The 22,798-nt window shown below is 69.9% G+C and carries 23 protein-coding genes; 10 read left to right on the top strand and 13 right to left on the bottom strand.

Features of this window, described 5'->3' with window-relative positions; translation table 11 throughout:
- The first annotated feature begins 178 nt into the window (after window positions 1-178).
- Entirely contained in the window at window positions 179-1,687 is a 1,509-nt protein-coding gene (locus tag ACQY9S_RS15345; RefSeq protein WP_428420741.1) for a Fic family protein, read from the top strand.
- A 41-nt stretch (window positions 1,688-1,728) separates the two neighbouring features.
- Here the strand turns inward: ACQY9S_RS15345 and ACQY9S_RS15340 are convergent, their stop codons facing one another.
- Both ACQY9S_RS15340 and ACQY9S_RS15335 read right to left on the bottom strand, forming a co-directional pair.
- A complete protein-coding gene (locus ACQY9S_RS15340) occupies window positions 1,729-2,424 on the bottom strand; it encodes a hypothetical protein (RefSeq protein ID WP_428420739.1) in 696 nt (231 codons plus the stop codon).
- 59 nt (window positions 2,425-2,483) lie between these two features.
- Window positions 2,484-3,728: a helix-turn-helix domain-containing protein gene (locus ACQY9S_RS15335; protein WP_428420738.1), complete on the bottom strand. Its 1,245-nt coding sequence runs from the start codon at window positions 3,726-3,728 to the stop codon at window positions 2,484-2,486.
- A 138-nt stretch (window positions 3,729-3,866) separates the two neighbouring features.
- Here ACQY9S_RS15335 and ACQY9S_RS15330 point away from each other — a divergent pair, with 138 nt between their 5' ends.
- The 7 genes from ACQY9S_RS15330 to ACQY9S_RS15300 all read left to right on the top strand — a co-directional run bounded on the left by ACQY9S_RS15330 (window position 3,867) and on the right by ACQY9S_RS15300 (window position 9,377).
- Window positions 3,867-4,232 carry a DUF1161 domain-containing protein gene (locus ACQY9S_RS15330; RefSeq protein ID WP_428420736.1) on the top strand — a complete coding sequence of 122 codons (366 nt, stop codon included), beginning with the start codon at window positions 3,867-3,869 and terminating at the stop codon, window positions 4,230-4,232.
- 245 nt (window positions 4,233-4,477) lie between these two features.
- A complete protein-coding gene (locus ACQY9S_RS15325; RefSeq protein WP_428420734.1) occupies window positions 4,478-5,617 on the top strand; it encodes a patatin-like phospholipase family protein in 1,140 nt (379 codons plus the stop codon).
- Window positions 5,618-5,655: 38 nt separating this feature from the next.
- Window positions 5,656-7,050, top strand: a complete 1,395-nt coding sequence (locus tag ACQY9S_RS15320; RefSeq protein WP_428420733.1) for an FAD-containing oxidoreductase — start codon at window positions 5,656-5,658, stop codon at window positions 7,048-7,050.
- A 222-nt stretch (window positions 7,051-7,272) separates the two neighbouring features.
- Entirely contained in the window at window positions 7,273-7,812 is a 540-nt protein-coding gene (phaP, locus tag ACQY9S_RS15315; RefSeq protein WP_428420731.1) for a TIGR01841 family phasin, read from the top strand.
- A 17-nt stretch (window positions 7,813-7,829) separates the two neighbouring features.
- Complete coding sequence (locus ACQY9S_RS15310) at window positions 7,830-8,162, top strand: hypothetical protein (protein ID WP_428420730.1); 333 nt, start codon at window positions 7,830-7,832, stop codon at window positions 8,160-8,162.
- Window positions 8,163-8,292: 130 nt separating this feature from the next.
- Window positions 8,293-8,784: a LapA family protein gene (locus tag ACQY9S_RS15305; RefSeq protein WP_428420728.1), complete on the top strand. Its 492-nt coding sequence runs from the start codon at window positions 8,293-8,295 to the stop codon at window positions 8,782-8,784.
- Window positions 8,785-9,023: 239 nt separating this feature from the next.
- Window positions 9,024-9,377 carry a DUF1428 domain-containing protein gene (locus tag ACQY9S_RS15300; RefSeq protein WP_428420727.1) on the top strand — a complete coding sequence of 118 codons (354 nt, stop codon included), beginning with the start codon at window positions 9,024-9,026 and terminating at the stop codon, window positions 9,375-9,377.
- A 39-nt stretch (window positions 9,378-9,416) separates the two neighbouring features.
- Here the strand turns inward: ACQY9S_RS15300 and ACQY9S_RS15295 are convergent, their stop codons facing one another.
- The 4 genes from ACQY9S_RS15295 to ACQY9S_RS15280 are packed head-to-tail and all read right to left on the bottom strand — an operon-like array spanning window position 9,417 to window position 13,667.
- On the bottom strand, window positions 9,417-10,607 hold the full coding sequence (locus tag ACQY9S_RS15295) for an NnrS family protein (RefSeq protein WP_428420726.1): 1,191 nt from the start codon (window positions 10,605-10,607) through the stop codon (window positions 9,417-9,419).
- Window positions 10,607-11,077 (bottom strand): RrF2 family transcriptional regulator, encoded by a 471-nt coding sequence (locus tag ACQY9S_RS15290; RefSeq protein ID WP_428420724.1) that lies wholly within the window; start codon window positions 11,075-11,077, stop codon window positions 10,607-10,609. The genes ACQY9S_RS15295 and ACQY9S_RS15290 overlap by 1 nt, the downstream gene beginning before the upstream one ends.
- 15 nt (window positions 11,078-11,092) lie before the next feature.
- Window positions 11,093-13,369 (bottom strand): nitric-oxide reductase large subunit, encoded by a 2,277-nt coding sequence (locus ACQY9S_RS15285; protein ID WP_428420722.1) that lies wholly within the window; start codon window positions 13,367-13,369, stop codon window positions 11,093-11,095.
- Between the two features lie 22 nt (window positions 13,370-13,391).
- A complete protein-coding gene (locus ACQY9S_RS15280; RefSeq protein ID WP_428420720.1) occupies window positions 13,392-13,667 on the bottom strand; it encodes a DUF2249 domain-containing protein in 276 nt (91 codons plus the stop codon).
- Between the two features lie 300 nt (window positions 13,668-13,967).
- On the opposite strand from ACQY9S_RS15280, the gene ACQY9S_RS15275 reads away from it, so the two are divergent.
- Both ACQY9S_RS15275 and ACQY9S_RS15270 read left to right on the top strand, forming a co-directional pair.
- Window positions 13,968-15,188: a multidrug effflux MFS transporter gene (locus tag ACQY9S_RS15275; RefSeq protein WP_428420719.1), complete on the top strand. Its 1,221-nt coding sequence runs from the start codon at window positions 13,968-13,970 to the stop codon at window positions 15,186-15,188.
- Window positions 15,189-15,352: 164 nt separating this feature from the next.
- Window positions 15,353-16,528: a metallophosphoesterase family protein gene (locus tag ACQY9S_RS15270; protein WP_428420717.1), complete on the top strand. Its 1,176-nt coding sequence runs from the start codon at window positions 15,353-15,355 to the stop codon at window positions 16,526-16,528.
- Here ACQY9S_RS15270 and ACQY9S_RS15265 read toward each other — a convergent pair.
- The 7 genes from ACQY9S_RS15265 to urtC all read right to left on the bottom strand — a co-directional run bounded on the left by ACQY9S_RS15265 (window position 16,525) and on the right by urtC (window position 22,769).
- Entirely contained in the window at window positions 16,525-17,856 is a 1,332-nt protein-coding gene (locus ACQY9S_RS15265; RefSeq protein ID WP_428420716.1) for a leucine-rich repeat-containing protein kinase family protein, read from the bottom strand. The genes ACQY9S_RS15270 and ACQY9S_RS15265 overlap by 4 nt on opposite strands.
- Window positions 17,856-18,185, bottom strand: a complete 330-nt coding sequence (locus ACQY9S_RS15260) for a hypothetical protein (protein ID WP_428420714.1) — start codon at window positions 18,183-18,185, stop codon at window positions 17,856-17,858. Before ACQY9S_RS15260 ends, ACQY9S_RS15265 begins: the two co-directional genes overlap by 1 nt.
- A 94-nt stretch (window positions 18,186-18,279) precedes the next feature.
- Entirely contained in the window at window positions 18,280-18,624 is a 345-nt protein-coding gene (locus ACQY9S_RS15255) for an FmdB family zinc ribbon protein (protein WP_428420713.1), read from the bottom strand.
- 97 nt (window positions 18,625-18,721) lie between these two features.
- The gene (gene fmdA, locus ACQY9S_RS15250; RefSeq protein WP_428420712.1) at window positions 18,722-19,951 is read right to left on the bottom strand and encodes a formamidase; all 1,230 of its coding nucleotides are present in this window, start codon (window positions 19,949-19,951) and stop codon (window positions 18,722-18,724) included.
- A gap of 169 nt (window positions 19,952-20,120) precedes the next feature.
- Window positions 20,121-20,810 (bottom strand): urea ABC transporter ATP-binding subunit UrtE, encoded by a 690-nt coding sequence (gene urtE, locus ACQY9S_RS15245; protein ID WP_428420711.1) that lies wholly within the window; start codon window positions 20,808-20,810, stop codon window positions 20,121-20,123.
- A 10-nt stretch (window positions 20,811-20,820) separates the two neighbouring features.
- On the bottom strand, window positions 20,821-21,564 hold the full coding sequence (gene urtD, locus ACQY9S_RS15240) for an urea ABC transporter ATP-binding protein UrtD (protein ID WP_428420709.1): 744 nt from the start codon (window positions 21,562-21,564) through the stop codon (window positions 20,821-20,823).
- Window positions 21,561-22,769, bottom strand: coding sequence for an urea ABC transporter permease subunit UrtC (gene urtC, locus ACQY9S_RS15235; RefSeq protein ID WP_428420707.1), 1,209 nt, complete (start codon window positions 22,767-22,769; stop codon window positions 21,561-21,563). Before urtC ends, urtD begins: the two co-directional genes overlap by 4 nt.
- Between the last annotated feature and the right edge of the window lie 29 nt (window positions 22,770-22,798).

The raw sequence follows: 22,798 nt of genomic DNA, 5'->3' as shown, positions 1-22,798 counted from the left end.
AAAAAGCTCCCGTTCACGCGGCCTTTGGCAAAAAAGCGGATGGCTGAAGATTTTTCCGTGGGGCGGGGCCCCTGGGACGCAGCTGTCAAGTTCTGAAGAAAAAGTTGAGATAATCTGATGATCTGGCAATAATTCTTCGCCCTGAAGATTTTTCCGCCTCTCACCACGCCGCCATGACATGAGCGACATCGGCTACGCCTGGATCCAGAACGCCGTGGGCGCCCCGGATTTCCTGGGCCGGGAGCGCGCCCGCCTGGCCCCGGTCAGCCGCATCGCGCATCTGGAAGACGGCAGCCTGCTCGTGCCGCACAAGCTGGCGCCGGAGCCAACGCTCCTGCACCACGCCCTGTTCGCCATCAAGCATGAGGGCGTGAGGCTGGGGTTGCTGCTCAGCGCCTTGCGCCGCATCCCGCCGGCGGAACTGGTGGCGTGGGTGCAGGGCACCCCTAACAGCCTCTACGGCCGCAAGCTGGGGCACCTGTGGGAACGCCTGCACCAGCGGCGACTGCCGGGCCTCGACGACCCGCGCGTGGCCTCGGCCTATGCGCCCCTGTTCGACCCCGAGCGGCATTTCGTGGGGCAGGTACAGCGCGATGCCCGCTGGCGCATCGAGTTCAATGGCCTGGGTGAACTGGGCTTCTGCCCGGTGGTGCGCAAGACGCCGGCCTTGGTGGCGCTGATCGGGCAAGACATCCTGGAGCAGGCCCAGGTCTTCGCCCACGAGGTGGGCGCGGCCATGCTCGAACGCGCGCTGAACTGGGCCTATCTCAGCGAAACCGAGGGCTCTTTCGCCATCGAGGGCGAAGCTCCCTCGCAAGACAAGGCAGCCATGTTCGCCGCGTTGCTGCGCCGGGCCCACGAGCGACGCCCCCTGACCGAAGACCTGCTGGTGGAGTTGCAGAACGCGGCGATCTCCAACCCCTTCGACCAGGCCGTGCAGTTCCGAACCGAACAGAACCGCCTGCAAAGGGATGTGCCGGGCGCAGCGGGGGTGACCTACGTGCCCCCTGCGCCCGAGCTCGCCGTTGACCTGATGAACGGCCTGATGCGCCTGGCCAACCAGCGTCCCGCCGTACTGGACGCCCTGGTGCACGCGGCCGTGGTGTCATTCGCCTTCGTGTTCATCCACCCCTTCATGGATGGCAACGGGCGCTTGTCGCGCTTCCTGATCCACCACTGCCTGGGCCAGTCCGGGCGCTTGCCACCGCAGTTCCTGCTGCCCATTTCGGTGGCGATGAAGAAGCACGAGGCCGAGTACCTGCAGGCGCTGACGGCGTTCAGCCGGCCCGCACGCGAACTCTGCCAGGTGACGTGGGCCGGCGATGAGCACTACACCTACGCATGGGCGCCGGAGGCCGACACCTGGTTTCGCACCATGGACCTCACCGAGTCCGTCACCTTCACCCTGGCCATGGCAAAAGCCTCGCTGGACACGCACATGCGCCAGGAGGTGGAGTTCCTTGCGCTGTTCGACCGCGTCAAGCGCTACATCAACGAGCGCCACGACCTGCGCGGCAGCGATCTGGCCGCCTTGATCGTGACGACCTTCCAGAACGGCGGCACGCTCTCCAGCAACCGGCGCAAGCGCTATGCAGACAGGGTGCAGCCGCACGTGCTGGACGCCATCGAAGCCGCCGTGAGCCAGGCCATGCAAGGGCACGCGCTGGACGGCGAAGACCGCGATTGAGCACCGACCGCATCGGTCGTTGAGCGCGGAAACCTGCCAACTCAGGCGCGCACCCGCCCCGGCCTCCTCACCGCCCTCACTTTCCCACTCGCCCCCCCGCCGCAATACAGCAGCCCGGCCCCGTCCGACTCCAGACCGCTCACGCCGGTGCCGCTGGGCATCGCCAGCCGCTCCAGCACGTCGCCGTTCGCCGGGTCGATGCGGCGCAGTTCGCTCTCGTCGCCTTCCCAGGTGCCGTGCCACAGGTCGCCGTCGACCCAGGTCACGCCGGTCACGTGGCGGTTGGATTCGATGGTGCGCAGGATCTTGCCGGTGGCGGGGTCGATCTGGTGGATCTTGCGGTCCAGGTACTGCCCCACCCACAGGCTGCCCTCGGCCCAGGTGAGCCCCGAGTCGCGGCCCTCGCCGGGGGCGGGGATGGACGCCACCACCCGGCCGGTGGCCGGGTCGATCTTGTCGATGCGCGCCTCGGCGATCTGGTACAGGTGCTTGCCGTCGAAGGCGGTGCCGGCGTCGGCGGCGCAGGCCAGCGTGCGCGTGGTCTCGCCGCTCGCGGGGTCGAAGGCCACCAGCCGCGCGCCGGTGGCGGCCCACACGCGCTGGCCGTCGTGCGTCACGCCGTGGATGCGCTCGGCGCCGTCGAAGGGGCCGTACTCGCGCACGATCTCGGCCGCGCGTGCCGGTGGTGCCTTGTCTTGCGCCGTCGTCTTGCGGGCTGTGTCTTGGATGGTGCTCATCGTCGGGTTCCTTTCCTTTCATGGGCGCGCTGAGGAATGGTGGCGCCGTGGAACCCAATCTACGTGAGCGGCAGCGCGGCACGGAGTAACAAGTTCGTCGTGAATCCGGCCAGCGGCGGCGCCAGCCAGCGCTGCGCGCGGGCCCGCCCGATGGCGCGCACGCGGCCCGCCGCCTCCAGCTCCACCAGCGCGCGCTGCACGGTGCGCTGGCTCGCGCCCAGCGCCAGCGCGAGGGCCGAGGTGGACCACGCGGCGCCGTCGGCCAGCAGCGCCAGCAGCGAGGCTCGGTCGCCGTCGAGCGGTGGCACCAGCACCACCACCACGACGGCATCGCTTTCTTCTTCATCGGTCCGCGGCACGAGCGCGAAGCCGCGGTCGGTGGCTTCGATGCGCGCCAGCGGTGCAGCCAGCGCCCGCAGGCGGCCGATCTCCACGCGCAGGCGGGCGCGGTGCGTCTCGTCGGGGCGGCGGGTGCGGAAGGCGTGGGCGATCAGCGCGTTGCGGTCGGCGTCGCCGGGCCAGGCCTCGGCCAGCGCGCGCGCCAGCGCAAACAGCAGCGGCCGGCGCGCCAGCGGCAGCCAGGTGCTGCCGGCCTGCAGGCCGCGGCGGCAGGCGTCGACCACCAGCGCGCCGGAGGCGAGCAGCGCTTCCACTTCGGCCAGGCGCTGCGGCTGCTCCTGGCCCGCGTGCAGGAGGCGCCGCGCGGCGGGGCGTTCGAGCGCGGCGCGCGCCTCGGCCACCTCGGCCTGCAACGCCGGCACGCCGGCGCGCTCGGCCGCCGCGTGGGCGCGGGCCAGTGCCGCCTGCGCCGGCGCGGTGTGCAGTGAGCGCCACGCCAGTTCGGCGGTGGCCAGCTCGGCCACCGCCAGCAGCGCCGGGGGCAGGCCGCCGCGGGTGTCGAGGCGGTCCAGTTCAGCGGCAGCTTCCTGCAGCCGGCCGAGCAGCAGCAGCCGGCGCACCGCGATCAGCCGCGCCTGCAGCGCATTGGCGTGGTCGCCGCGCGCCTCGAGCGAGGCCGACGCGGCCGCCAGCGTGCCGGGCGAGCCGCGCAGGTCGCGCATCGCGAGGGCCACCTCGGCCTCGGCCACCACGCAGCGTGCGCGGGCCAGCTCCTCGTGGGCGCCGAAGCGGCGGGCGGCGCGCTTCAGCAGCTCGCGGGCGCGCGGGTGCTCGCCGAGCTGCGCCATCGCAATGCCGCGCAGCGCCAGCGCCGGCGGATCGTCGCGCAGGGCCACGCGCTTGAGGGCGCCGAGTGCGTCGCCGGCCACGAGGGCGCGCGCCGCGGCGGCGATCAGGGAGTCCATCGCCGCAGGGTACTGCGCGGCGGCCGGGTTCGCGCCGCGCTGGTTGCGCTGCGGTGGGCGCGGAGCGCCTCACGTTTCGTCACAAGGCCCGACGCTAGACTGCCCCTCCTTTCGTCGTTCGTTCAAGGCAGGCACGCGATGCTGAAGACTTCTTTCTGCGCTCTCGCAACGGTCGCGGCGCTGGCCTTCACCGGCGCGGCGGGCGGTGCCGAGAGCTGCGCTGCGCTGCGCGAGCGCATCGCCGCGAAGGTCCGCGCCGCCGGCGCCACGCACTACACGCTCACCACGGTCGACGCCGACGCGGCGGCCTCCGGCAAGGTGGTGGGCCGTTGCGAGCTCGGGACGAAGAAGATCGTCTACGCGCGCGGCGAGGCGGGGCCCGGCGCAGCGGCGGTTGCGGCGGTGGCTCCGGCCACACCGGCGCCGGCCCGGCCGCGCACCGAACCCCTCCTCACCGAGTGCAAGGACGGCTCGGTGTCGCTGGGTGGCGACTGCGGGAAGTAGCAAGTGTCAAGCCGAAGGTCGCATTGCGCTGCAATCGGCGGGTCGCCCGAACGGGCGGCCCGCCGGGTGCGGAGTCCACTCCGTCATCATCTCCTTCGTCATCGCGCCGGCATCGCCAGCCGACATCGCCAGCCGACATCGGGTACGGCCGGCCAGGATGGAGCAGGCGATGTAAGCGCGGCGTCGCGCCCGCGACTACCTTGTCATCCCGAGGCTTTCGCGATCCCCACCCGACGAGAACTGCCATGACCATTGCCCGCTCTTCCTCCCGCAAGGCCAAGGGCGCGCGCGCCGCGCTGCAGACCGGCCTGCCCGGCCAGGTGGTGCTGGTGCTGCAGGGCGGCGGCGCCCTCGGGGCCTATCAGGTCGGGGTTTACGAAGCGCTGCACGATGCCGGCATCGAGCCCGACTGGGTCATCGGCACATCGATCGGCGCGATCAACGCCGCGCTGATCGCCGGCAATCCGCGCGAGCAGCGCATCGGGCGGATGAATGCGTTCTGGAACCATGTCGAGCAGCCGGCCTGTGGCGCCGGTCCGCTCGATTGGCTCGGCATGGGGAACTGGCTGGCCACCATGACCACCGTGATGCGCGGCATCCCGGCGTTCTTCGAGCCCAATCTGGCGGCGCTGCGCGGCACGCGGGCCAGCGTCGGCATCGAATCGGCCGCCTACTACAGCACCGAGCCGCTGCGCCGCACGCTGGGCGAGCTGGTGGACTTCGGGGCGCTGCAGGACGGCCCGACCCGGCTGACGGTCGGGGCCGTCAATGCCCGCACCGGTGCGATGCGGTATTTCGACAACCGCAAGGAGACCCTGTGCGCCGATCACGTGATGGCCTCGGGTGCGCTGCCGCCGGCCTTTCCCGCGGTGCGCATCGACGGCGAGCCCTACTGGGACGGCGGCCTCTACTCCAACACCCCGATCGAGGCGGTGCTCGACGACCGGCCGCGACGCGATTCGCTGATCTTCGCAGTCAACGTCTGGCACCAGAGCGCACCGGAGCCGGAATCGATCTGGCAGGTGATGGGCCGGCAAAAGGACATCCAGTTCGCCAGCCGCGCCGACAGCCATATCGCGCGCCAGAAGCAGATCCACCGGCTGCGCCACGTGATTCGCGAGCTGACCCAGCTGCTGCCCGCCGGCAAGCAGGCCGACCCGGCGGTGACGGAATTGTCGTCATGGGGCTGCGGCACCACGATGCACGTGGCCCATCTGCTGGCGCCGCGCCTGGAAGGCGAGGACCACACCAAGGACATCGACTTCACACCCGCGGGCATCAAGGCGCGCCGCGATGCCGGCTATGCCGACACGCGCAGGATGGTCGAGCGCTCGCCCTGGCGCGCGCCGACCGATCCGATCGAGGGCGTGGTCGAGCACATCTGAGCCGACCGCCCGCAACCACACGCAACACGGGAGCGACCATGAGCGACTACGACGCCATCGTGATCGGCAGCGGCCAGGCCGGGCCGTTCCTCGCGGTGCGGCTGGTGCAGGCCGGCATGAAGGTCGTGCTGATCGAGCGCGAGCATTTCGGCGGCACCTGTGTCAACGACGGCTGCATCCCCACCAAGACGCTCGTGGCGAGCGCGCGCACGGCGCATGTCGCGCGGCGCGCTGCCGAGTACGGCGTGAACGTGGGCGGCGCCGTCAGCGTCGACATGAAGGCCGTCATGGCGCGCAAGGACCGCGTCGTGGCGCAGTCCGTCGACGGCCTGACGCAATGGCTGCAGGGCACGGCGGGCCTCGAGCTGGTGCGCGGTCATGCCCGCTTCACGGGCCCGGACACCGTCGAGGTCGACGGCCGCTTGCTGCGGGCGCCGAAGATCTTCATCAATGTCGGCGGTCGCGCCGTGCTGCCGGATTGGCCGGGCCTGGACCGCGTTGCCGTGCTCACAAACACCGACATGATGACGCTGGACCGGCTGCCCGAACACCTGATCGTGGCAGGCGGCAGCTACATCGGCCTGGAGTTCGCCCAGATGTTCCGGCGCTTCGGCGCACAGGTCACGGTGCTCGAGGTTGCCGACCGGCTGATCGCCCGCGAGGACGCCGAGGTGTCGAGCGAGGTGCAGGCGATCCTGGAGCGCGAAGGCGTGCGCTTCGTGCTGGGCGTGGCCGGCGCACGCGTCGAGCCGCACGGCGCGGGCATGCGCGTGCACTGCACCGCGGCCGGCGCCGCGCACGAGATCGCCGGCAGCCACCTGCTGGCTGCGGTGGGCCGGCGGCCCAACACCGACGACCTCGGGCTGGCGCATGCCGGCATCGCCACCGACGCACGCGGCTTCATCACGGTGGACGATCAATTGCGCACCAGCGTGCCCGGTGTGTGGGCGCTGGGCGATGTCAATGGCCGGGGCGCGTTCACGCACACGTCCTACAACGACTATGAGATCGTCGCCGCCAACCTGATCGACGGCGAGCAGCGCGGCGCCAGCGAGCGCATCCGCGCCTACGCCTTGTTCACCGACCCGCCGCTGGGCCGCGTGGGCCTGAGCGAAGCCGAGGTGCGCGCGAGCGGCCGCGCGGCGCTGGTCGGCGTGCTGCCCATGACCCGCGTCGGCCGCGCCAGGGAGCGCGGCGAAACCCAGGGCTTCATGAAGGTGCTGGTCGATGCACAGACCGAACGCATCCTCGGCGCTTCGCTGCTGTGCATCGAGGGCGACGAGATCGTGCATTCGCTGCTCGACGTGATGGCCGCCGGCGCTTCATACCGCGTGGTGCAGCGCGCCGTGCACATCCACCCCACCGTCAGCGAGCTGATCCCCACGCTGCTGGGGCAACTCGTGCCGCTTGCCCCGCTGGAGAACCGGCCGTGAGACCGGGCGTGCCCGGCGCGCGGCCGACCCCGCTGCGACGCCGCGGCGCCGGGACGCCGGCATGACTGGGTGCGCGCAGGCGCGCCGTTCTAGAATTTCGCCTCTAGATTGCTGCAACGCAACAATTCTGTACCCCATTCGCGGATTCTTTCAGTAAGATCGAGGCATGCTGCGGTGCAGCAAATTGTGTCCCCCCCTCACCTCAATCGACTGGAGCTTCCCATGCTGAACACTGAACAATTCACCGCCACCAACAAGGCCAACTTCGAAGCCGTGATGGGCCTGACCGCCAAGGCTTTCGAGGGCGTCGAGCAGCTCACCGCGCTCAACCTGCAGGTCGTCAAGGCCGGCCTCGGCGAAGTCGCCGAAACCGGGCTGGCCGCGCTGTCGGCGAAGGACCCGCAAGCCCTGCTGGCGCTGCAAGCGGCTCCGCTGCAAACCGCTGCCGAAAAGGCCACCGCCTATGGCAAGCAGGTGTACGGCATCGTCGCCGGCATCAAGGCCGATGTCGAGAAGGTCGCTGCCGAGCAGGCCGCGGCGGCGCAGAGCTCGTTCGTCACCCTGATCGAGACCGCCGGCAAGAACGCGCCCGAAGGTTCGGGCAACGGCATCGCGCTGTTCAAGTCGACGCTGGCGACCATGAACAACGCATTCGACGGTCTGCAGAAGGCCGGCCGCCAGGCCGCCGAAACCGCTGAAGCCAACTACGCCGCCGTGACGGGCTCGGTGGTGAAGGCCGCCGGCAAGACCAAGCGCGGCTGAGCCGGCAAGAGCGCGACATGAGCGCCTCGTCGCTGCACCTGCTCGGACTGGACGATCTTCTCGGAGACCTCCGGTACGCGCGCAGGAGCGGCGATCTGGGCCGACTGGCCTTGCTCTTGTACTGTGAAGTCCGGCGCTGGGCCCGCATGGCGGGCGAGCAGGAACTGGCCGAACATTCGTCGGAGCTGTTCCTGCATTGCCCGCATACTGGCCGCGAGGAGTTCCTCGCGCAGGTCGACGACCTGATCGTCGAGCTGGAGAATGCCTACCCCGGGCATGCCCGAAGCGCGTTTGCCGACCCCACCGCCCGGCCCGCGAGTTCCATTGCGGCGGGTCCCGCGAAACACTGAAGACGCCGCCGACGGCTTCCTCGCGCGAAACTGCGCGCGACGCCGGGCTTGATGCCTGCGGGGTGTATGGTCGGTTCCAGATCCCGTTGACCGGTGCCTTTGGCGCACCACCGACACCCGAGGAGCACCCATGAACCTGCGCGCATTGGCGATCGTGGCGGTGGTGGTCGCGCTGGTGCTGTTCGCGCTGCTGAACTGGCCCGCCTTCATTGCACCGACCGCGCTGAACCTGGGTGTTGCGACGGTGAATGCGCCGCTCGGCCTGATCATGCTGGTGGCCACCGGCGTGCTCGTCGGGCTGTTCCTGGTCTACATCGTGTTCCAGCAGGCGGGCGTCATTTTCGAGGCGCGCCGCTACGCGAAGGAGCTGAAGGCCCATCGCGAGCTGGCCGACACGGCCGAGGCCTCGCGCTTCACCGAGCTGCGCCTCTTCCTCGACGCCGAATTGCGCAAGATCGAAGCGCAGAACGCCGCCGCCACGCGCGAGCTGGGTGCGCGCATCGAGCGCCTGGAGCAGCAGCTGCAGGACCGGCTCGCCGAGTCCACCCGCACGCTGTCGGCCCATGTCGGCGAGGTGGACGACAAGCTCGACCGGCTGCTGCCGCCGTCGTCGCCGCCGTGAGCTGAACCGGGCCCGGTTCGACGCGCCGCTCGGGCGGTCGGCATCGCCGCACCCGAAGCGGCTTGCCGCCACCCGCGTGTCGGGTACGCCCGTGGGTGCATGCTGGCAGCGGGCGTGGCGGCCGCCGGCGCGTTGGCAACGGTTCGTCAGGGGCTGTCGAATCCGGGGGCGGCGGTTCGTCGTGCCTGTGAGGTGAATTCGCGCCTCGATGTCCGAGCCATCCCTCAAGGAGAACCGCGATGAGCTATATCGATGGATTTGTGGTCGCCGTGCCCACGGCCAACCGTGAAACGTACCGGCAGGTGGCCGAACGCGCCGCGGCGGTGTTCAAGGAGTACGGCGCGCTGAAGGTCGTCGAATGCTGGGGCGACGATGTGCCGCAAGGCAAGCTGACCTCGTTCCCGATGGCCGTGAAGTGCAAGGACGACGAGACCGTGGTCTTCTCGTGGATCACCTGGCCCGATCGCAGGGCGCGCGACGCCGGCATGGAGAAGTCCATGGCCGACCCGCGGCTGAAGGCCGGCATGGACCCGATGCCGTTCGACGGGCAACGGATGATCTACGGCGGCTTCGAGGTGATCGTCGACCAGTGACGCCCGGCGGGGCGGCGGCCGCGCCGGCGCAGCCCCTCGTCAGCCGGGTCGGCCGTCCACACGCGCGCGCCACAGCATCGGCGCGTAGTGCAGCGCGTACAGGCCGAAGCCGCACGACCACAGCCAGGCCGACAGCACCACCGCCTCGACGGTGGCGCCCGGCAGGGCCAGCGGCACCAGCACCCGTACCAGTGCGGCGGCCAGGATCGACAGGTAGCAGGCGACGTCGTGGCCGTCGGCACGCAGCGGCCGGCCGGTGTGGCCGCGCGCGGTGCGCGTCATCATGCCGATGGTCAGGCCGCCGATCGCGCCGGCCGTCAGCGCATGGGTCGCGACCGACGGTGCCATCCAGCCGGTCTCGGCCGCCGCCCGCAGCGCTAGGTGCAGCGGGATCCACAGGTAGGCCGCGTGCAGCACCCACACCAGCGGCGTGCGCAGCGTGCGCCAAGGCTGCCACAGCCCGCAGCGCGCCAGGTGCGCCGCCGCGCACCCGCCGAGCAGGGCCGCGAGGGCAGGGCCGTGCAGGCCCAGCGCATCGGCCGCCAGCAGCGCCAGCACGCCGCCGAGCGCCACGCGCTCCAGGCCCGCGTGGCGGCGCGCCTGCGCGCCGGGCACGCCGCTGTTGGTGAACATCGGGATCACGCGCCCGCCCATCACGGCCATGATGACCAGCACCGCGTCCAGCGCGATCTGCACGCCCAGCCAGCCGGGCAGCTCGATCACGCCGAGGTGGGCGAGGTGCATGCCGAACTGTGCCGCACCCAGCAGCACCAGCAGCGCGACGAAGAAGTAGTTGCGCCGGTTGCGCGCCGCGATCAGCGGCACCGCCAGGCCGGCCGCGGCGGTCAGCGGGAACGCGGTGTTGACCAGCGCCGCGGTCCAGCCGAACGGCGTGAGCACCAGCACGCGCCCGGCCACCCACAGCAGGGCCATTGCGGCCAGCGGCGGGCCGGTCGGCGTGGGCCGGCCGGACCAGTTGCGCGCCGCGGTGAACAGGAAGCCGACCACCACCGCGAGGGTGTAGCCGAACAGCATTTCGTGGGCATGCCACAGCGGCCCGGCGAGGTAGGGCCGGCCGAGCCAGCCGCTGAACTGCAGCGACCACAGCAGCACCGACAGCGCGGCAAAGCCGCTGGCCAGCAGGTAGAACGGCCGAAAGCCGAGCTGCCACAGGGCGAAGCCCGGCACGGCTGCTGCTGCCGGCTCGTCGAGGCGCAGCGGCGCGGCCATCACGCGCGGGCCGCGGCGCGCGGCGCGGGGCCGGGGCGTCCGATGAACAGCACCCGCGACAGCGCTTCGCGGTTGTGCACCAGGTCCTCCAGCGTGTACTTGTCGAGCACCGCGTAGAAGGCATCGGTCGCCTCCTTCAGCACGCCGTGCAGGCGGCAGACGCGCGCGATGGAGCAGGTGTTGGTGGCCTTGTCGAAGCATTCCGCCGGCATTGCCGCCCCTTCGGTTTGCCGCACCACCTCGCCGACGACGACTTGCGCCGGTGCGCGCGCCAGGCCCAGGCCGCCGCCCTTGCCGCGCACCGTGGCCACCAGCCCCGACTGGCCGAGAAAGTGCACGACCTTGGTCAGGTGGTTCTCCTTCACCTGGAAGGCGGTGGCGATCTCGGCGATCGTCGCGCGGCGGTCGGGCTCCGAGGCCAGGTAGATCAGCACGCGCAGGCTGTAGTCGGTGAAGCGGGTCAGTTTCATGGTGGGGCGATGATGTCAGGAGCGCGCGGCAGCGGCCAGCCGCGCCCGCTCGGGCAGGCCCGCCGGGCGGCGCAGCAGGCGCAGCGCATAGACCGCCAGCAGCACCGCGCCGGCGGCGAATACCGTGTCGCCCGGCACGCGCAGCCAGACCAGCGTTTCCATCACGCCCGAGTGCACGATCGCCGGCGAGCGGGCGTACCACAGGCCCTGCGTCACGCTGGCCCAGGCCTGGTAGATGCCGGCCGGCAGCAGCGACAGGAACACCATCATCGCCAGGCCGATGTTCAGGCTCCAGAATGCCGGCTTCAGCAGGCGGTCGGCATGCAGGTGGTGTGCGTACAGCCCGCGCAGGCAGAACAGCATCAGGCCGATGCCGAGCATGCCGTACACGCCGAACAGCGCCGCGTGGCCGTGGGCCGGCGTCATGTTCAGGCCCTGCACGTAGTACAGCGAGGCCGGCGGGTTGATCGCGAAGCCCAGCAGCCCGGCGCCCACGGTGTTCCAGAAGCCCACCGCGACGAAGCACAGCACCGGCCACTTGTAGGCCGCCAGCCACGGCGCCGCGCGGCTGCGCCGCCAGGTCTGCAGGGCCTCCAGGCCGATCAGCGTGAGCGGCACGACTTCGAGCGCCGAGAACACCGCCCCCACGGCGATCACCGAGGTCGGCGTGCCGGTGAAGTACAGGTGGTGCAGCGTGCCGAGGATGCCACCGAACAGGAAGACGATGGTCTCCATCACGATCGCACGGTTCGCGTTCGCGGCGCGCACCAGGCCGAGCTTGGTGAAGATCAGCGCGACGACGGCGGTGGCGAAGACCTCGAAGAAGCCTTCCACCCACAGGTGCACCAACCACCAGCGCCAGTACTCGACCATCGAGTAGTGCGTGGTGCGGCCCCAGGTCAGCGAGGTGGCGTAGAAGCCGCCGATGCAGGCCGCCGACAGGAACACCATCGCGATCAGACCGCGGGTTTCGGAGGCGCGCCGCAGCGCCGGCCACAGCGCACGGCCGAGCAGGAACAGCCAGAACAGCAGCCCGACGAACAGCAGCAGCTGCCACACGCGGCCCATGCTGGTGAATTCCAGGCCCTGGTTGCCGATCCAGAAGGCGAACGCGCTGCCGCGCCGCTGCAGGGTGCCGAGCCAGCCGGTGACGGTGGAGCCGACCACGATGGCGATCAGCGCCCAGAACAGCACGTCGACGCCGAGCTTCTGCAGCCTGGGCTCATGGCCCGACAGCAGCGGCGCGATGTACAGGCCGGTGGCGAGCCAGGCGGTGGCGATCCAGAAGATGCCGACCTGGGTGTGGATGGTGCGGCTCACGACATAGGGCAGCAGTTCGGCCAGCGGCAGGCCGAAGAAGGACTGGCCCTCCACCGCGTAGTGCGCGCTGACGACGCCCATGACGATCTGCAGCAGGATCAGCCCGACCACCGCGAAGAAGTACTTGCGCGTGGCCAGCATCGACGGCGTGGCCTTGGCGCCGGCCAGCGGGTCGGCGGCCAGCGGCGCCAGCGGCTCTTCGTGCTTCGCGGCGCCGTGGTACCACAGCATGCCGGCGACGCCGGCCAGCAGCAGCACGATGCTGACGATGGACCACATGGCGCTGCCGGTGGTCATGGTGTTGCCCACCAGCGGTTCGTGCGGCCAGTTGCTGGTGTACGACAGGCCGGTCTCGCCCGGCCGGTCGGTGCCGGCGGCCCAGGCCGACCAGAAGAAGAACGCCGTCAGCGCCTGGCGGTCCTGCGCATCGGGCAGGGTGCCAGGGGTCATCGCGTACTGTTCGCGCAGGGGGGCGAGCGAGGCGTCGTCGCTGAACAGCGCCTCGTAGTGGCGTGCCACGGCGCGGATCGCCTGGGCGCGTTCGGGCGACACGAGGATGCGGCCGTCCGCGGCGGCGTAGGTGTTGGTGCGGAACTCCTGCTTCAGCAGCGCGTCGACCGCGGCCCGGTCGGCCACCGACAGGTCGGCATAGCCGACCCGGTACTGCCGCTGCGCGTGGATGTCGCGCCAGGCCAGGGCCTCGCGGTGCAGCCAGTCGGCCGACCAGTCCGGCGCCACATAGCTGCCGTGGCCCCAGACGGTGCCGAGCTGCTGGCCGCCGGCGCTGAGCCAGGCCTGCTGGCCGTGCATGACCGCGCCGGGGCCGAACACGACATCGCCGTCGGCGGTGGCGACCGCCTGCGGGATCGGCGGCGCCATCAGGTGGATCTGCCAGCCGATGTAGCCGAGCGCGCCGAAGGACAGGATGAAGACGAGGCCGAGCCAGCGCCACAGCCGGTGGTTCTTGTTCATGACGTTTTCCCCGGGGCCGGCTTCAGTGGCAGGAGCCGCAGCAGTGCTCGCGCGGTGCCAGCTTGACGATCTGCACGCGCCAGACGACGGGGCCCGCCTGGAGGTAGCTCCACTCGAATTCCCCCGGGCTGCAGGCCTGGAACTGCGGCCGCAGCGGCGCCGGGTCGTGGTCGTTGACCAGCTCGAGCGTGGCGCCCGGTCGCAGCGACTGGAAGGTCGAGAAGATCAGCGGGTGGCGCTCGCGCGGCGGGATGCTGCGGACGTCGAGGGTGGCGGATGCGGCGGGGGTCGAGGACATGGAGGCTCCGGACGGTGAGGTGGCGGTTTGAAGATGCATTTTGTGTACACCTATGCTAGCCGGCCTGGCCGATTGAAGCAATATTTAAAATGCAGCTTTTGGTTGACGCATGTCAAGGACGTGCCGTCGGCGTCGTGGCGGCCGAGGAGCGGGTCGTTCCGGATGCTCGCGCTGGCCATTGCCCTCGCAGGCCCGCGGCCCTTTCGATTCGGGGATGATCGACGCCTGCTTCGGTCCACCCACCCCGGCGAGATCCTTGCTGCGGGGGCGGGCCGGTCTTCCCCGCGTCTCCTCGACTCGATGACTTCCCACTTCCTGCGCATGGCCCTGGTGCTGGGCCTGCTGTCCTCGATCGGTCCGTTCGCGATCGACATGTATTTGCCCGCGCTGCCGGCCATCGGCGTGGCGTTGCACGCCGACGTGCATGCGGTGCAGATGAGCCTGATGGCCTTCTTCGTGTCCTTCGCCATCAGCCAGCTCGTCTACGGCCCGGCGTCCGACATGTTCGGCCGCAAGCCGCCGCTGTACGTGGGCATCGGGCTGTTCGTCGTCGGCAGCGTGGGCTGTGCGCTCGCGCCCGACATCGGCTGGCTGATCGCCTTCCGCTTCCTGCAGGGCCTGGGCGGCGGCGCGCCGATCGTGGTGCCGCGCGCCATCGTGCGCGACCTGCACACCGGCGTCGAGGCCACGCGCTTGATGTCGCTGCTGCTGCTGGTGTTCAGCGTGTCGCCCATCCTCGCGCCGCTGGTCGGCAGCTTCGTGATCGACGCCGCCGGCTGGCGAGCCATCTTCTGGGCCGTCACCGGCATCGGCGTGGTGGGCCTGCTGCTGGTCGCGCTGACGCTGGAGGAGACGCGGCCCGCCGCGCAGCGCACCCAGAGCGACGTGGCGAGCACGCTGCGCGCCTTTGCGCTGCTGCTGCGCGACCGCCACTTTCTCGGGCTCACGGCGATCGGCGCGTTCGGCATGGCCAGCTTCTTCATCTTCCTGGCCAACTCGTCCTTCGTGTTCATCGGCCACTACGGGCTCACGCCGCGGCAGTACAGCCTGGCGTTCAGCGTGAACGCGGCCTCGTTCATCGGCGTGTCGCAGTTCGCCGGCCGGCTGACGGCACGCTGGGGCCTCGCGAGCATCGTGCGGGTGGCGGTGCTCGGCTTCGCGCTGTCGCTGGGTGCACTGCTGGCCTTCAACCTGGCCGGCATCGACCGGCTCGACGTGATGATCGTCGTCATGCTCGTCGGCTACGGCTTCCTGGGCCTGGTGGTGCCGACCACCTCGGTGATGGCGCTCGACGACCACGGCGAGATCGCCGGTGCCGCGTCGGCGCTGATGGGCACGCTGCAATTGGTGCTGGGCGCGGCGGTCATCGCCGTCATGAGCCTGTTCGCCGACGGCACGGCCCGGCCGATGGTGGCCGGTATGGCCGCGGCGGCGCTGTGCGCGCTGGTGCTGACGCGGCTCACGCTGGGCGGGCGCCGTCGCGCGGCGCCGCCGGCCGCCGCGGCACACCCCGGCGCCTGAGCAGCCCCTCGCGCGGCAGAGCCTGCGCCGCCGTGACGGGCGGGCCGTCATCACGGCGACTTGTGCGGCGCCGACGATCTGCGGGTCTTCAACCCGGCTTGTCGTGCCGCTTGGAGCGCGCCATCGACTCGATATCCAACAACGTCTTCCGCAGGAGGGGCTCCATGTTCACCGGTCTTCGTCACAACGTTCGCGTCTATGCGCTTGCCATGCTGGTTTCCACATTGCCATGGGCCGCGGCAGCCCATGATGAGCAAGAACGCGAAAACGCGGGGCGGGATCCGGTCGTTCTGACGTTCTCGACGGTCGGTGACTCGCGCCAGGATCTGGTGGCCTTCGATCCGACGACGGGGCCGCTGTCCGGGCAGGACAAGATCTGGCTGCAGAACACCAAGGCCTTGTCTCGCATCATCCGTTCGGTGGAGTCGCAGCAGTCCAAGCTGTTGTTCTTCAACGGCGACATGATCATGGGCTACGGCCTCGCAGGCCCGACGGCGAGCAACAGCGTGGCCGACGTGACCGGTTCCGATCTGATGGCCTTCTATCGGCAATACGGCTTCTGGCGCGGCATGGTGGCGCCGCTGATGGAAGCCGGCACCTACGTGGTGCCGGTGGCCGGCAATCATGAAGTCCAGTCGAAACCACTGGGCAAGAAGGCCCAGGTCGAGAACGAAAACGCCTGGCGCGCCAACATGGGCGACCTGATCATCGACACGGCGCGCTTCAAGACCATCGTCGGAACCGATGCCACGAACGTCAATGTCCAGAACAATGGCGGCTACGACGGCCTCGGCACCGATCAGAGTCAGCTGTCCTACAGCTTCGACGTGGGCGATGCGCACTTCGCCGTGATCAACACCGACCCGGTGGGCAAGGACAATGTGGCGCCCACAGGCTGGCTGGCCAGCGACCTGGGTTCGGCCGCCGGGCGCGGCGCCAAGCACTTCTTCGTGTTTGGCCACAAGCCGGCCTACACGTACTACTTCGGCACCAACACCCCGCCCAACCCGGGCGTGTCCGGTCTCGACAAGTTCCCTGCGAGTCGCGATGCGTTCTGGAACGTGATCGAACAGTACGGTGCCACGTACTTCTGCGGGCACGAGCACGAATTCAACATGGCGCAGCCCAAGGGGGCGGCATGGCAGGTGCTGGTCGGTACCGGCGGCTCGCCGTTCGACGCAGCACCCGGCGAGGCCACCCTGAGTCCGGCCACGGACCGGACCTACGCCTGGGCGACCGTCAAGGTCCGCCGCAGCGGCAAGGTCGACATCGACGCTTACGGCTTCAGCGATTCCTTCGGACCCACCAAGGTGCTCAAGCACGTCACCTTGGCGCGCTAGTTCTGAAAGGCGTGCCCGCTGGGCGGGCCCCGGCGCACGGGTGTCCGTTCCGAGTCCGGGCCCTGAGCGGCCACGCGCACGGAGTCCAGCGCTCGCGCATCGTCGCAGCGCTCGGCCAGCTCGTCGAACAGCCAGCCCAGCGCGCGCCGGTCCATGCGCATCAACGCGTCGCTGCGTGCCGCGTCACCGGCCGGCAGGAAGGACGCCGCGCCGAAGTCGCCGAGCAGGCTGTCGCCGGCGTCGTCGACCAGGATGTTGTGCGCGTACAGGTCGCCGTGCGCGAGACCACGCGCATGCAGGTGCGCCAGTGCCGCCGCGATGCCGCGCGCGATGCGCTGTGCCCGCGCCGCGCTGAAGCGGGTGCCGTCGGCATAGACGTCGCGCGTGCAGCTCGCCAGGCTGGGCGGCGCGGCGAGGTTGGTGAAGCCGGGCGGGATCTTGCGCAGCACCAGGCCCTGCGTGCCGTCCGGGTGTTCGCCCACGCGGCCCTCGACGCCGACGATGTGGCGGTGCGCGCCGGCCGCGATGGACGCGGCCATCTCGCTGCGCGGCAGGCCGTCGCTGGTGATGCTGCCCTTGAACAGCTTCACGGCCACGGCCTGTGGCGGTGCGTCGGCGCGCTGCCACAGCGCCTCGTGGATGACGCCCGACGCGCCCTCGCCGAGCCGGGCGCGCAGCTGCAGCGCCGACCAGGGGATGCGCGCGACGGGTTGCGCCTGCGCGGTCTGCGTTTCGTGCGCATCGTTGTAGGGGTTGCCCGCAAGAGCCAGCCAGCTCAGGCGCGGCAGCGCGAGCAGCGGCTCGGGCAGCGCGTCGGCCACCGTCTCGAAGGCATTGGCCGACACGCGCAGCAGCTCCAGGTTGCGGCAGTCGGCCAGCGTGGCCGGCAGCGCGCGCAGCCGGTTGCCGGCCAGCATCAGCTTCTGCATCCGCGTGCAGCGGCCCAGGCTGTCGGGCAGGGCTTCGACGCGGTTGTCGGTCAGGATCAGCCAGCGCAGCGACGGCGCCAGCGCGGCCTCGGGCACGTGCTCGATGCGGTTGGCCTTGAAGCCGACGATGTCGAGCCGTGCGCAGCGGCCGAGCACGGCGGGCAGTTCGGTGAAGCGGTTGTCCGAGCAGAACAGCACGCGCAGGCGGCGCAGCCGGGGCAGGTCGTCGGGCAGCGACTGCAGCGCATTGCCGCTGAGGTTCAGCACCTCCAGCGACTCGGCCAGCGCGAAGATCTCGCGCGGAAATGCCGTCAGCCCGCAGGACAGGTCGAGCCGCTCGAGCCCGGCCAGGCGGCCGGCGCGCAGTTGCGAGAGCGTGTCCGGTGCTGCGCCGTCCATCAGTCGGACGACGAGGCCGAGCCGGCGGCCGACTTCAGCTTCTGGCCGCCGCTCTCGAGCACCTCGCCGGTCTTGCGCACGCCCTTGCGCACGGCGCGATCGGTCGCCTTGGCGCCGGTCTCGATGGCCTCGCCGGCCTTGTGTGCGCCGCGCTCGATGGCGGCGCCGGTCTTGCGCGCCCCGCGTTCCACGGCCGCGCCGGTCTTGGTGGCTGCCGTCGACGCAGCCTCGCCGACCGACGACGCGGCCTGCTTCACCTTGGACGGCTCCTCGGCCTGCGCCAGCACAGCGCTGGCGATCAGGAAAACGGCGATGACGGTCTTGCGCATGGGCTCCTCGCGGTCGGTGCGCCGGCCCCGACATCGCAGGCCGGCCCAGCCGCGATTTTGCGCGCCCCGGTCGAGGTCGCTGTAGCAGACCGTGTCAGTGGCTGATCATCCAGGGCCGCTTGCTCGGGAAGGCCTTGTTGCCGTTGGGCGCCGTCACCGTGGCGCCGCGTCGCGTGGGTGTGGCGCAGCAGCCGCAGCCGGCCGGGTGCCCGAGGCGCTGGTAGTCGCGCGAGCTCCTGGGTTCGTGGCGGGCGCGCTCGTTGGTCTCGATCGCGCTGCGGGCCGTGCCGGCCATCAGCGCCAGGCGCGGCGCGCCGACGAAGACGCGCGGCGACTCGCGGCTGCAGTCGGGGCAGGGCGCCGGATCGTTGCGCGCAGCCAGCGTGCGGAAGGCGTCGAAGCCGCCGCAGGCGGGGCAGGCGTAGTCGTAGGTGGGCATGGTGGCTGAGGCTCGCTGGCTGCGATGGCCCCTCACCCTGGTCCTCTCCCCGGTGGGGAGAGGGAGTGAGCGCGAGGGAGCATGGTGATGTGACGGCTCAGAGGTCCGGCGACAGCGGCATGTCGATCGAGCCGTCGAGGTACTTCACCGGCCCGGCGGCGCTGGGGTTGATGTCGAACTCGAAGATCTGCGTCGGCAGCCACAGCGTGGCGCAGGCGTTCGGGATGTCGACCACGCCGCTGATGTGACCCTGCACCGGCGCCGTGCCGAGGATGGAGTGCGCCTGCGCGCCGGAGTAGCCGAACTTCTTCAGGTACTCGATGGCATTGAGGCAGGCCTGGCGGTAGGCCACGTGCACGTCGAGGTAATGCTGCTGGCCGTATTCGTCGACCGAGATGCCCTCGAAGATGAGGTAGTCGTTGTAGTGCGGCGTGATCGGGCTGGGCTTGAAGATCGGATTCTTGATGCCGTACTTGGCCATGCCGCCCTTGATCAGGCTCACCTTCATGTGCACCCAGCCGGCCATCTCGATCGCGCCGCAGAAGGTGATCTCGCCGTCGCCCTGGCTGAAGTGCAGGTCGCCCACGCTGAGGCCGGCGCCGTCGACGTAGACCGGGAAGTAGATCTTCGAGCCGCGCGACAGGTCCTTGATGTCGCAGTTGCCGCCGTGCTCGCGCGGCGGCACGGTGCGCGCGCCCTCGGCGGCGGCCTTGTCGCGCGCGGTGCCGGTCAGCTTGCCCATGTGCGCGGTGCCGGCCGACGGCGGCGCGGCCAGCGGCGGCACGCGGTCGGGGTCGGTGGCGATGAAGCCGAGCTCGCGCTCGTTCCACAGGTCGAGCATCTTCCTGTCGGGCAGGCAGCCGATCAGCCCGGGGTGGATCAGCCCGGCGAACTGCACGCCGGGCACGTGGCGCGAGCTGGTGAACAGGCCGTGGAAGTCCCAGATCGACTTCTGCGCCTGCGGGAAGTGGTCGGTCAGGAAGCCGCCGCCGTTCTTCTTGCTGAAGAAGCCGTTGAAGCCCCACAGGCTGTCGGGCTTGGCGCCGATGTCGAGCAGGTCCACCACCAGCAGGTCGCCGGGCTCGGCGCCCTTCACGCCCACCGGACCCGACAGGTAGTGCACCGTGGTCAGGTCGATGTCGCGCACGTCGTCGGCGCTGTCGTTGTTCTTGATGAAGCCGCCGGTCCAGTCGAAGGTCTCGAGGATGAAGTCGTCGCCCGGCTTGACCCAGCAGGCCATCGGGATGTCCGGGTGCCAGCGGTTGTGGATCAGCTCGTTCTCGGTGGGGGACTTCGTCAGGTCGACCTTGATCAGGGTGTCGGTCATGGCATTGGCTCCTTCGTTCTGGGTGGGGTGGATGGCGGCGGAGGCGGCGACAAGGCCCCTCACCCCGGCCCTCTCCCCGCCAGCGGGGCGAGGGAGAGGACCGGTGCGGCGGCTCCCTCTCCCGCCGGGCGGGAGAGGGCAGGGGTGAGGGTGGTGCTGGGGCGCAGACTCATACCGACAGGTACTGCTTGATGTGGGCCACGTCGGTGCTGGCGCGCGGGGTCTCGTGCACGAGCCGGCCGCCCTCGATGACGAACAGCCGGTCGGCCACGTCCATCGCGAAGCTCAGCACCTGCTCGGAGACCACGATCGTGATCTCGCGCAGCTTGCGGATCTCGTTGAGCGCCTTCGCGATGTCCTTGATGATCGACGGCTGGATGCCTTCGGTCGGCTCGTCGAGCAGCAGCACCTTGGGGTTGGTGACCAGCGCGCGGGCGATCGCGAGCTGCTGCTGCTGGCCGCCCGACAGGTTGCCGCCCTTGCGGCGGCGCATGTCGAACAGCACCGGGAACAGCGCGAAGATCTCTTCCGGGATCTCCTTGTGCCTGGCGTTCTCCAGGCCGGTCTGGATGTTCTCCTCGACGGAGAGCGTCGGGAAGATCATGCGGCCCTGCGGCACGTAGGCGATGCCCTTGGCGACGCGGCGGTAGCTCTCGTCCTTGGAGACGTCCTGGCCGTCGATTTCGATCGTTCCCGACTTCAGCGGCAGGATGCCGATCAGCGACTTGAACAGCGTGGTCTTGCCCATGCCGTTGCGGCCCATGATCGCGACCGTCTCGTTCTTCTTGGCCGAGAAGTCGATGCCGTGCAGGGCCTCGCTCTGGCCGTAGGCGACGTGCAGGTTGGTCACATTCAGCATGGCGGACTCCTCAATGACCCAAATACACGTCGATGACCTTGGGGTCGTTCTGCACCTTGTCCATCGAGCCCTCGGCGAGGATCTTTCCCTGGTGCATCACGGTCACCTTGTGGGCGATCTGCTTGACGAAATCCATGTCGTGCTCGATCACGATCACCGCGCGGTTCTTGCAGATGCGCTGCAGCAGCTCGGCGGTGAGCTCGCGCTCGCGCGCGCTCATGCCGGCGATCGGCTCGTCGAGCATCAGCAGCTCGGGCTCCTGCATCAGCAGCATGCCGATCTCGAGCCACTGCTTCTGGCCGTGGCTCAGCAGGCCGGCCTCGGTCTCCAGCAGCGCGGCGAGGCCGATCTCCTCGGCCACCCCCTGCACGCGCGCCTTCACCGTGTCGTCGCACTTGAAGAACAGCGCCCCGGTGACCGAGCGGCCCTTCGGGAAGGACACCTCGAGGTTCTTGAACACCGACAGGTTCTCGTAGATCGACGGCGTCTGGAACTTGCGGCCGATGCCCAGGCGCACGCGCTTGTGCTCGGCCATCCGGGTGAGCTCGGTGTTCATGAACTTGATGCTGCCGTGGCTCGCCTTGGTCTTGCCGCAGATCAGGTCGAGCAGCGTGGTCTTGCCGGCGCCGTTCGGGCCGATGATCACGCGCAGCTCGTTCTTGTCGATGTAGAGCGCGAGTTTGTCGATGGCCTTGAAGCCGTCGAAGGAGACCGTCAAGTCCTCGACTGCCAGCGCGAAGTCGGTATTGCTCATCGTGCACCTTCCCGCACGCCCTCACCCCAGCCCTCTCCCGCAAGCGGGAGAGGGGGCGATCCGTGCCCCTGCGGCTCCTTCTCCCGCTTGCGGGAGAGGGCGGGGGGTGAGGGCTCGCGGCGCGCCGCCTGGCGCCGGATCCACCACGGCTTCACCTGGCTCTCCCACAGGCCGGCCAGCCCCATCGGGAAGGCCAGCGTCACGCCGATGAACAGCGCGGCCATCAGGAACAGCCACAGGTCGGGGAAGCTCTCCGAGAAGAAGGTCTTGCCGGCATTGACCAGCAGCGTGCCGTAGACCGCGCCGACCAGGCTCATGCGCCCGCCGACCGCGGCGTAGATCACCATCTCGATCGACGGCACGATGCCGACGAAGCTGGGCGACATGAAGCCGACCTGCAGCGAGAACAGCGCGCCGCCGATGCCCGACAGCGCCGCCGCCAGGCAGAAGGTGAAGATCTTGAAGTTGGCGACGTCGTAGCCGGAGAAGCGCACCCGGTCTTCCTTGTCGCGCATCGCCAGCAGCAGGGTGCCGAGCTTGCTGGTCTGGATCCAGCGGCACAGCAGGATGCTGGCCGCCAGCAGCGCCACGCAGAGGTAGTAGAGGATGTACTTGGCGCTGTCGGTGCGCGTGTCCCAGCCCAGCACGGTCTTCAGGTCGGTCATGCCATTGACGCCGCCGGTGTAGCCCTGCTGGCCGATGATCAGCACCGTGAGGATCAGCGCGACCGCCTGCGTGATGATCGCGAAGTACACCCCGCCGACACGGCGCTTGAACATCGCGAAGCTGATGATCCAGGCCAGCAGCGTGGGCACCGCGATCACCAGGATCAGGCTCAGCGGCAGGCTCTTGAACGGCAGCCACATCAGCGGCAGTTCGGTGATCTGGTTCCAGTCCATGAAGTCCGGGATGCCCGGCGTGGTCTGGATCTTGGTGGTCACCGGGTCGGAGGCCTCGAGCTTCAGGAACATCGCCATCGCGTAGCCGCCGAGGCCGAAGAACACGCCCTGGCCCAGGCTCAGCACGCCGCCGTAGCCCCACACCATCACCAGGCCGACCGCGACGAAGGCATAGGTGAGGTACTTGCCGACCAGGTTGAGGCGGAAGATGTCCAGCGTGAGCGGCAGCACGACCGCGAGCAGCAGGATCAGCAGCAACAGGCTGCCGAGCCCCGATTTCTTAGACCACGCGAGCAGCGATTTCATGGGAAGGGGTCCTCTGCGTCGGAAAACGG

It is taken from the genome of Methylibium sp., assembly GCF_965279545.1.
Lineage (GTDB): Bacteria > Pseudomonadota > Gammaproteobacteria > Burkholderiales > Burkholderiaceae_C > Methylibium.
Note: the sequence above shows the minus strand (reverse complement) of the source record. Positions and strands in the feature narration are given on the sequence as shown.

What these genes read in the sequence shown, in the direction of transcription:
- ACQY9S_RS15345 (WP_428420741.1), top strand. Translation starts at nt 179, where the DNA reads ATGAGCGACATCGGCTACGCCTGGATCCAGAACGCCGTGGGCGCCCCG.
- ACQY9S_RS15340 (WP_428420739.1), bottom strand. Translation starts at nt 2,424, where the DNA reads ATGAGCACCATCCAAGACACAGCCCGCAAGACGACGGCGCAAGACAAG.
- ACQY9S_RS15335 (WP_428420738.1), bottom strand. Translation starts at nt 3,728, where the DNA reads ATGGACTCCCTGATCGCCGCCGCGGCGCGCGCCCTCGTGGCCGGCGAC.
- ACQY9S_RS15330 (WP_428420736.1), top strand. Translation starts at nt 3,867, where the DNA reads ATGCTGAAGACTTCTTTCTGCGCTCTCGCAACGGTCGCGGCGCTGGCC.
- ACQY9S_RS15325 (WP_428420734.1), top strand. Translation starts at nt 4,478, where the DNA reads ATGACCATTGCCCGCTCTTCCTCCCGCAAGGCCAAGGGCGCGCGCGCC.
- ACQY9S_RS15320 (WP_428420733.1), top strand. Translation starts at nt 5,656, where the DNA reads ATGAGCGACTACGACGCCATCGTGATCGGCAGCGGCCAGGCCGGGCCG.
- phaP (WP_428420731.1), top strand. Translation starts at nt 7,273, where the DNA reads ATGCTGAACACTGAACAATTCACCGCCACCAACAAGGCCAACTTCGAA.
- ACQY9S_RS15310 (WP_428420730.1), top strand. Translation starts at nt 7,830, where the DNA reads ATGAGCGCCTCGTCGCTGCACCTGCTCGGACTGGACGATCTTCTCGGA.
- ACQY9S_RS15305 (WP_428420728.1), top strand. Translation starts at nt 8,293, where the DNA reads ATGAACCTGCGCGCATTGGCGATCGTGGCGGTGGTGGTCGCGCTGGTG.
- ACQY9S_RS15300 (WP_428420727.1), top strand. Translation starts at nt 9,024, where the DNA reads ATGAGCTATATCGATGGATTTGTGGTCGCCGTGCCCACGGCCAACCGT.
- ACQY9S_RS15295 (WP_428420726.1), bottom strand. Translation starts at nt 10,607, where the DNA reads ATGGCCGCGCCGCTGCGCCTCGACGAGCCGGCAGCAGCAGCCGTGCCG.
- ACQY9S_RS15290 (WP_428420724.1), bottom strand. Translation starts at nt 11,077, where the DNA reads ATGAAACTGACCCGCTTCACCGACTACAGCCTGCGCGTGCTGATCTAC.
- ACQY9S_RS15285 (WP_428420722.1), bottom strand. Translation starts at nt 13,369, where the DNA reads ATGAACAAGAACCACCGGCTGTGGCGCTGGCTCGGCCTCGTCTTCATC.
- ACQY9S_RS15280 (WP_428420720.1), bottom strand. Translation starts at nt 13,667, where the DNA reads ATGTCCTCGACCCCCGCCGCATCCGCCACCCTCGACGTCCGCAGCATC.
- ACQY9S_RS15275 (WP_428420719.1), top strand. Translation starts at nt 13,968, where the DNA reads ATGACTTCCCACTTCCTGCGCATGGCCCTGGTGCTGGGCCTGCTGTCC.
- ACQY9S_RS15270 (WP_428420717.1), top strand. Translation starts at nt 15,353, where the DNA reads ATGTTCACCGGTCTTCGTCACAACGTTCGCGTCTATGCGCTTGCCATG.
- ACQY9S_RS15265 (WP_428420716.1), bottom strand. Translation starts at nt 17,856, where the DNA reads ATGGACGGCGCAGCACCGGACACGCTCTCGCAACTGCGCGCCGGCCGC.
- ACQY9S_RS15260 (WP_428420714.1), bottom strand. Translation starts at nt 18,185, where the DNA reads ATGCGCAAGACCGTCATCGCCGTTTTCCTGATCGCCAGCGCTGTGCTG.
- ACQY9S_RS15255 (WP_428420713.1), bottom strand. Translation starts at nt 18,624, where the DNA reads ATGCCCACCTACGACTACGCCTGCCCCGCCTGCGGCGGCTTCGACGCC.
- fmdA (WP_428420712.1), bottom strand. Translation starts at nt 19,951, where the DNA reads ATGACCGACACCCTGATCAAGGTCGACCTGACGAAGTCCCCCACCGAG.
- urtE (WP_428420711.1), bottom strand. Translation starts at nt 20,810, where the DNA reads ATGCTGAATGTGACCAACCTGCACGTCGCCTACGGCCAGAGCGAGGCC.
- urtD (WP_428420709.1), bottom strand. Translation starts at nt 21,564, where the DNA reads ATGAGCAATACCGACTTCGCGCTGGCAGTCGAGGACTTGACGGTCTCC.
- urtC (WP_428420707.1), bottom strand. Translation starts at nt 22,769, where the DNA reads ATGAAATCGCTGCTCGCGTGGTCTAAGAAATCGGGGCTCGGCAGCCTG.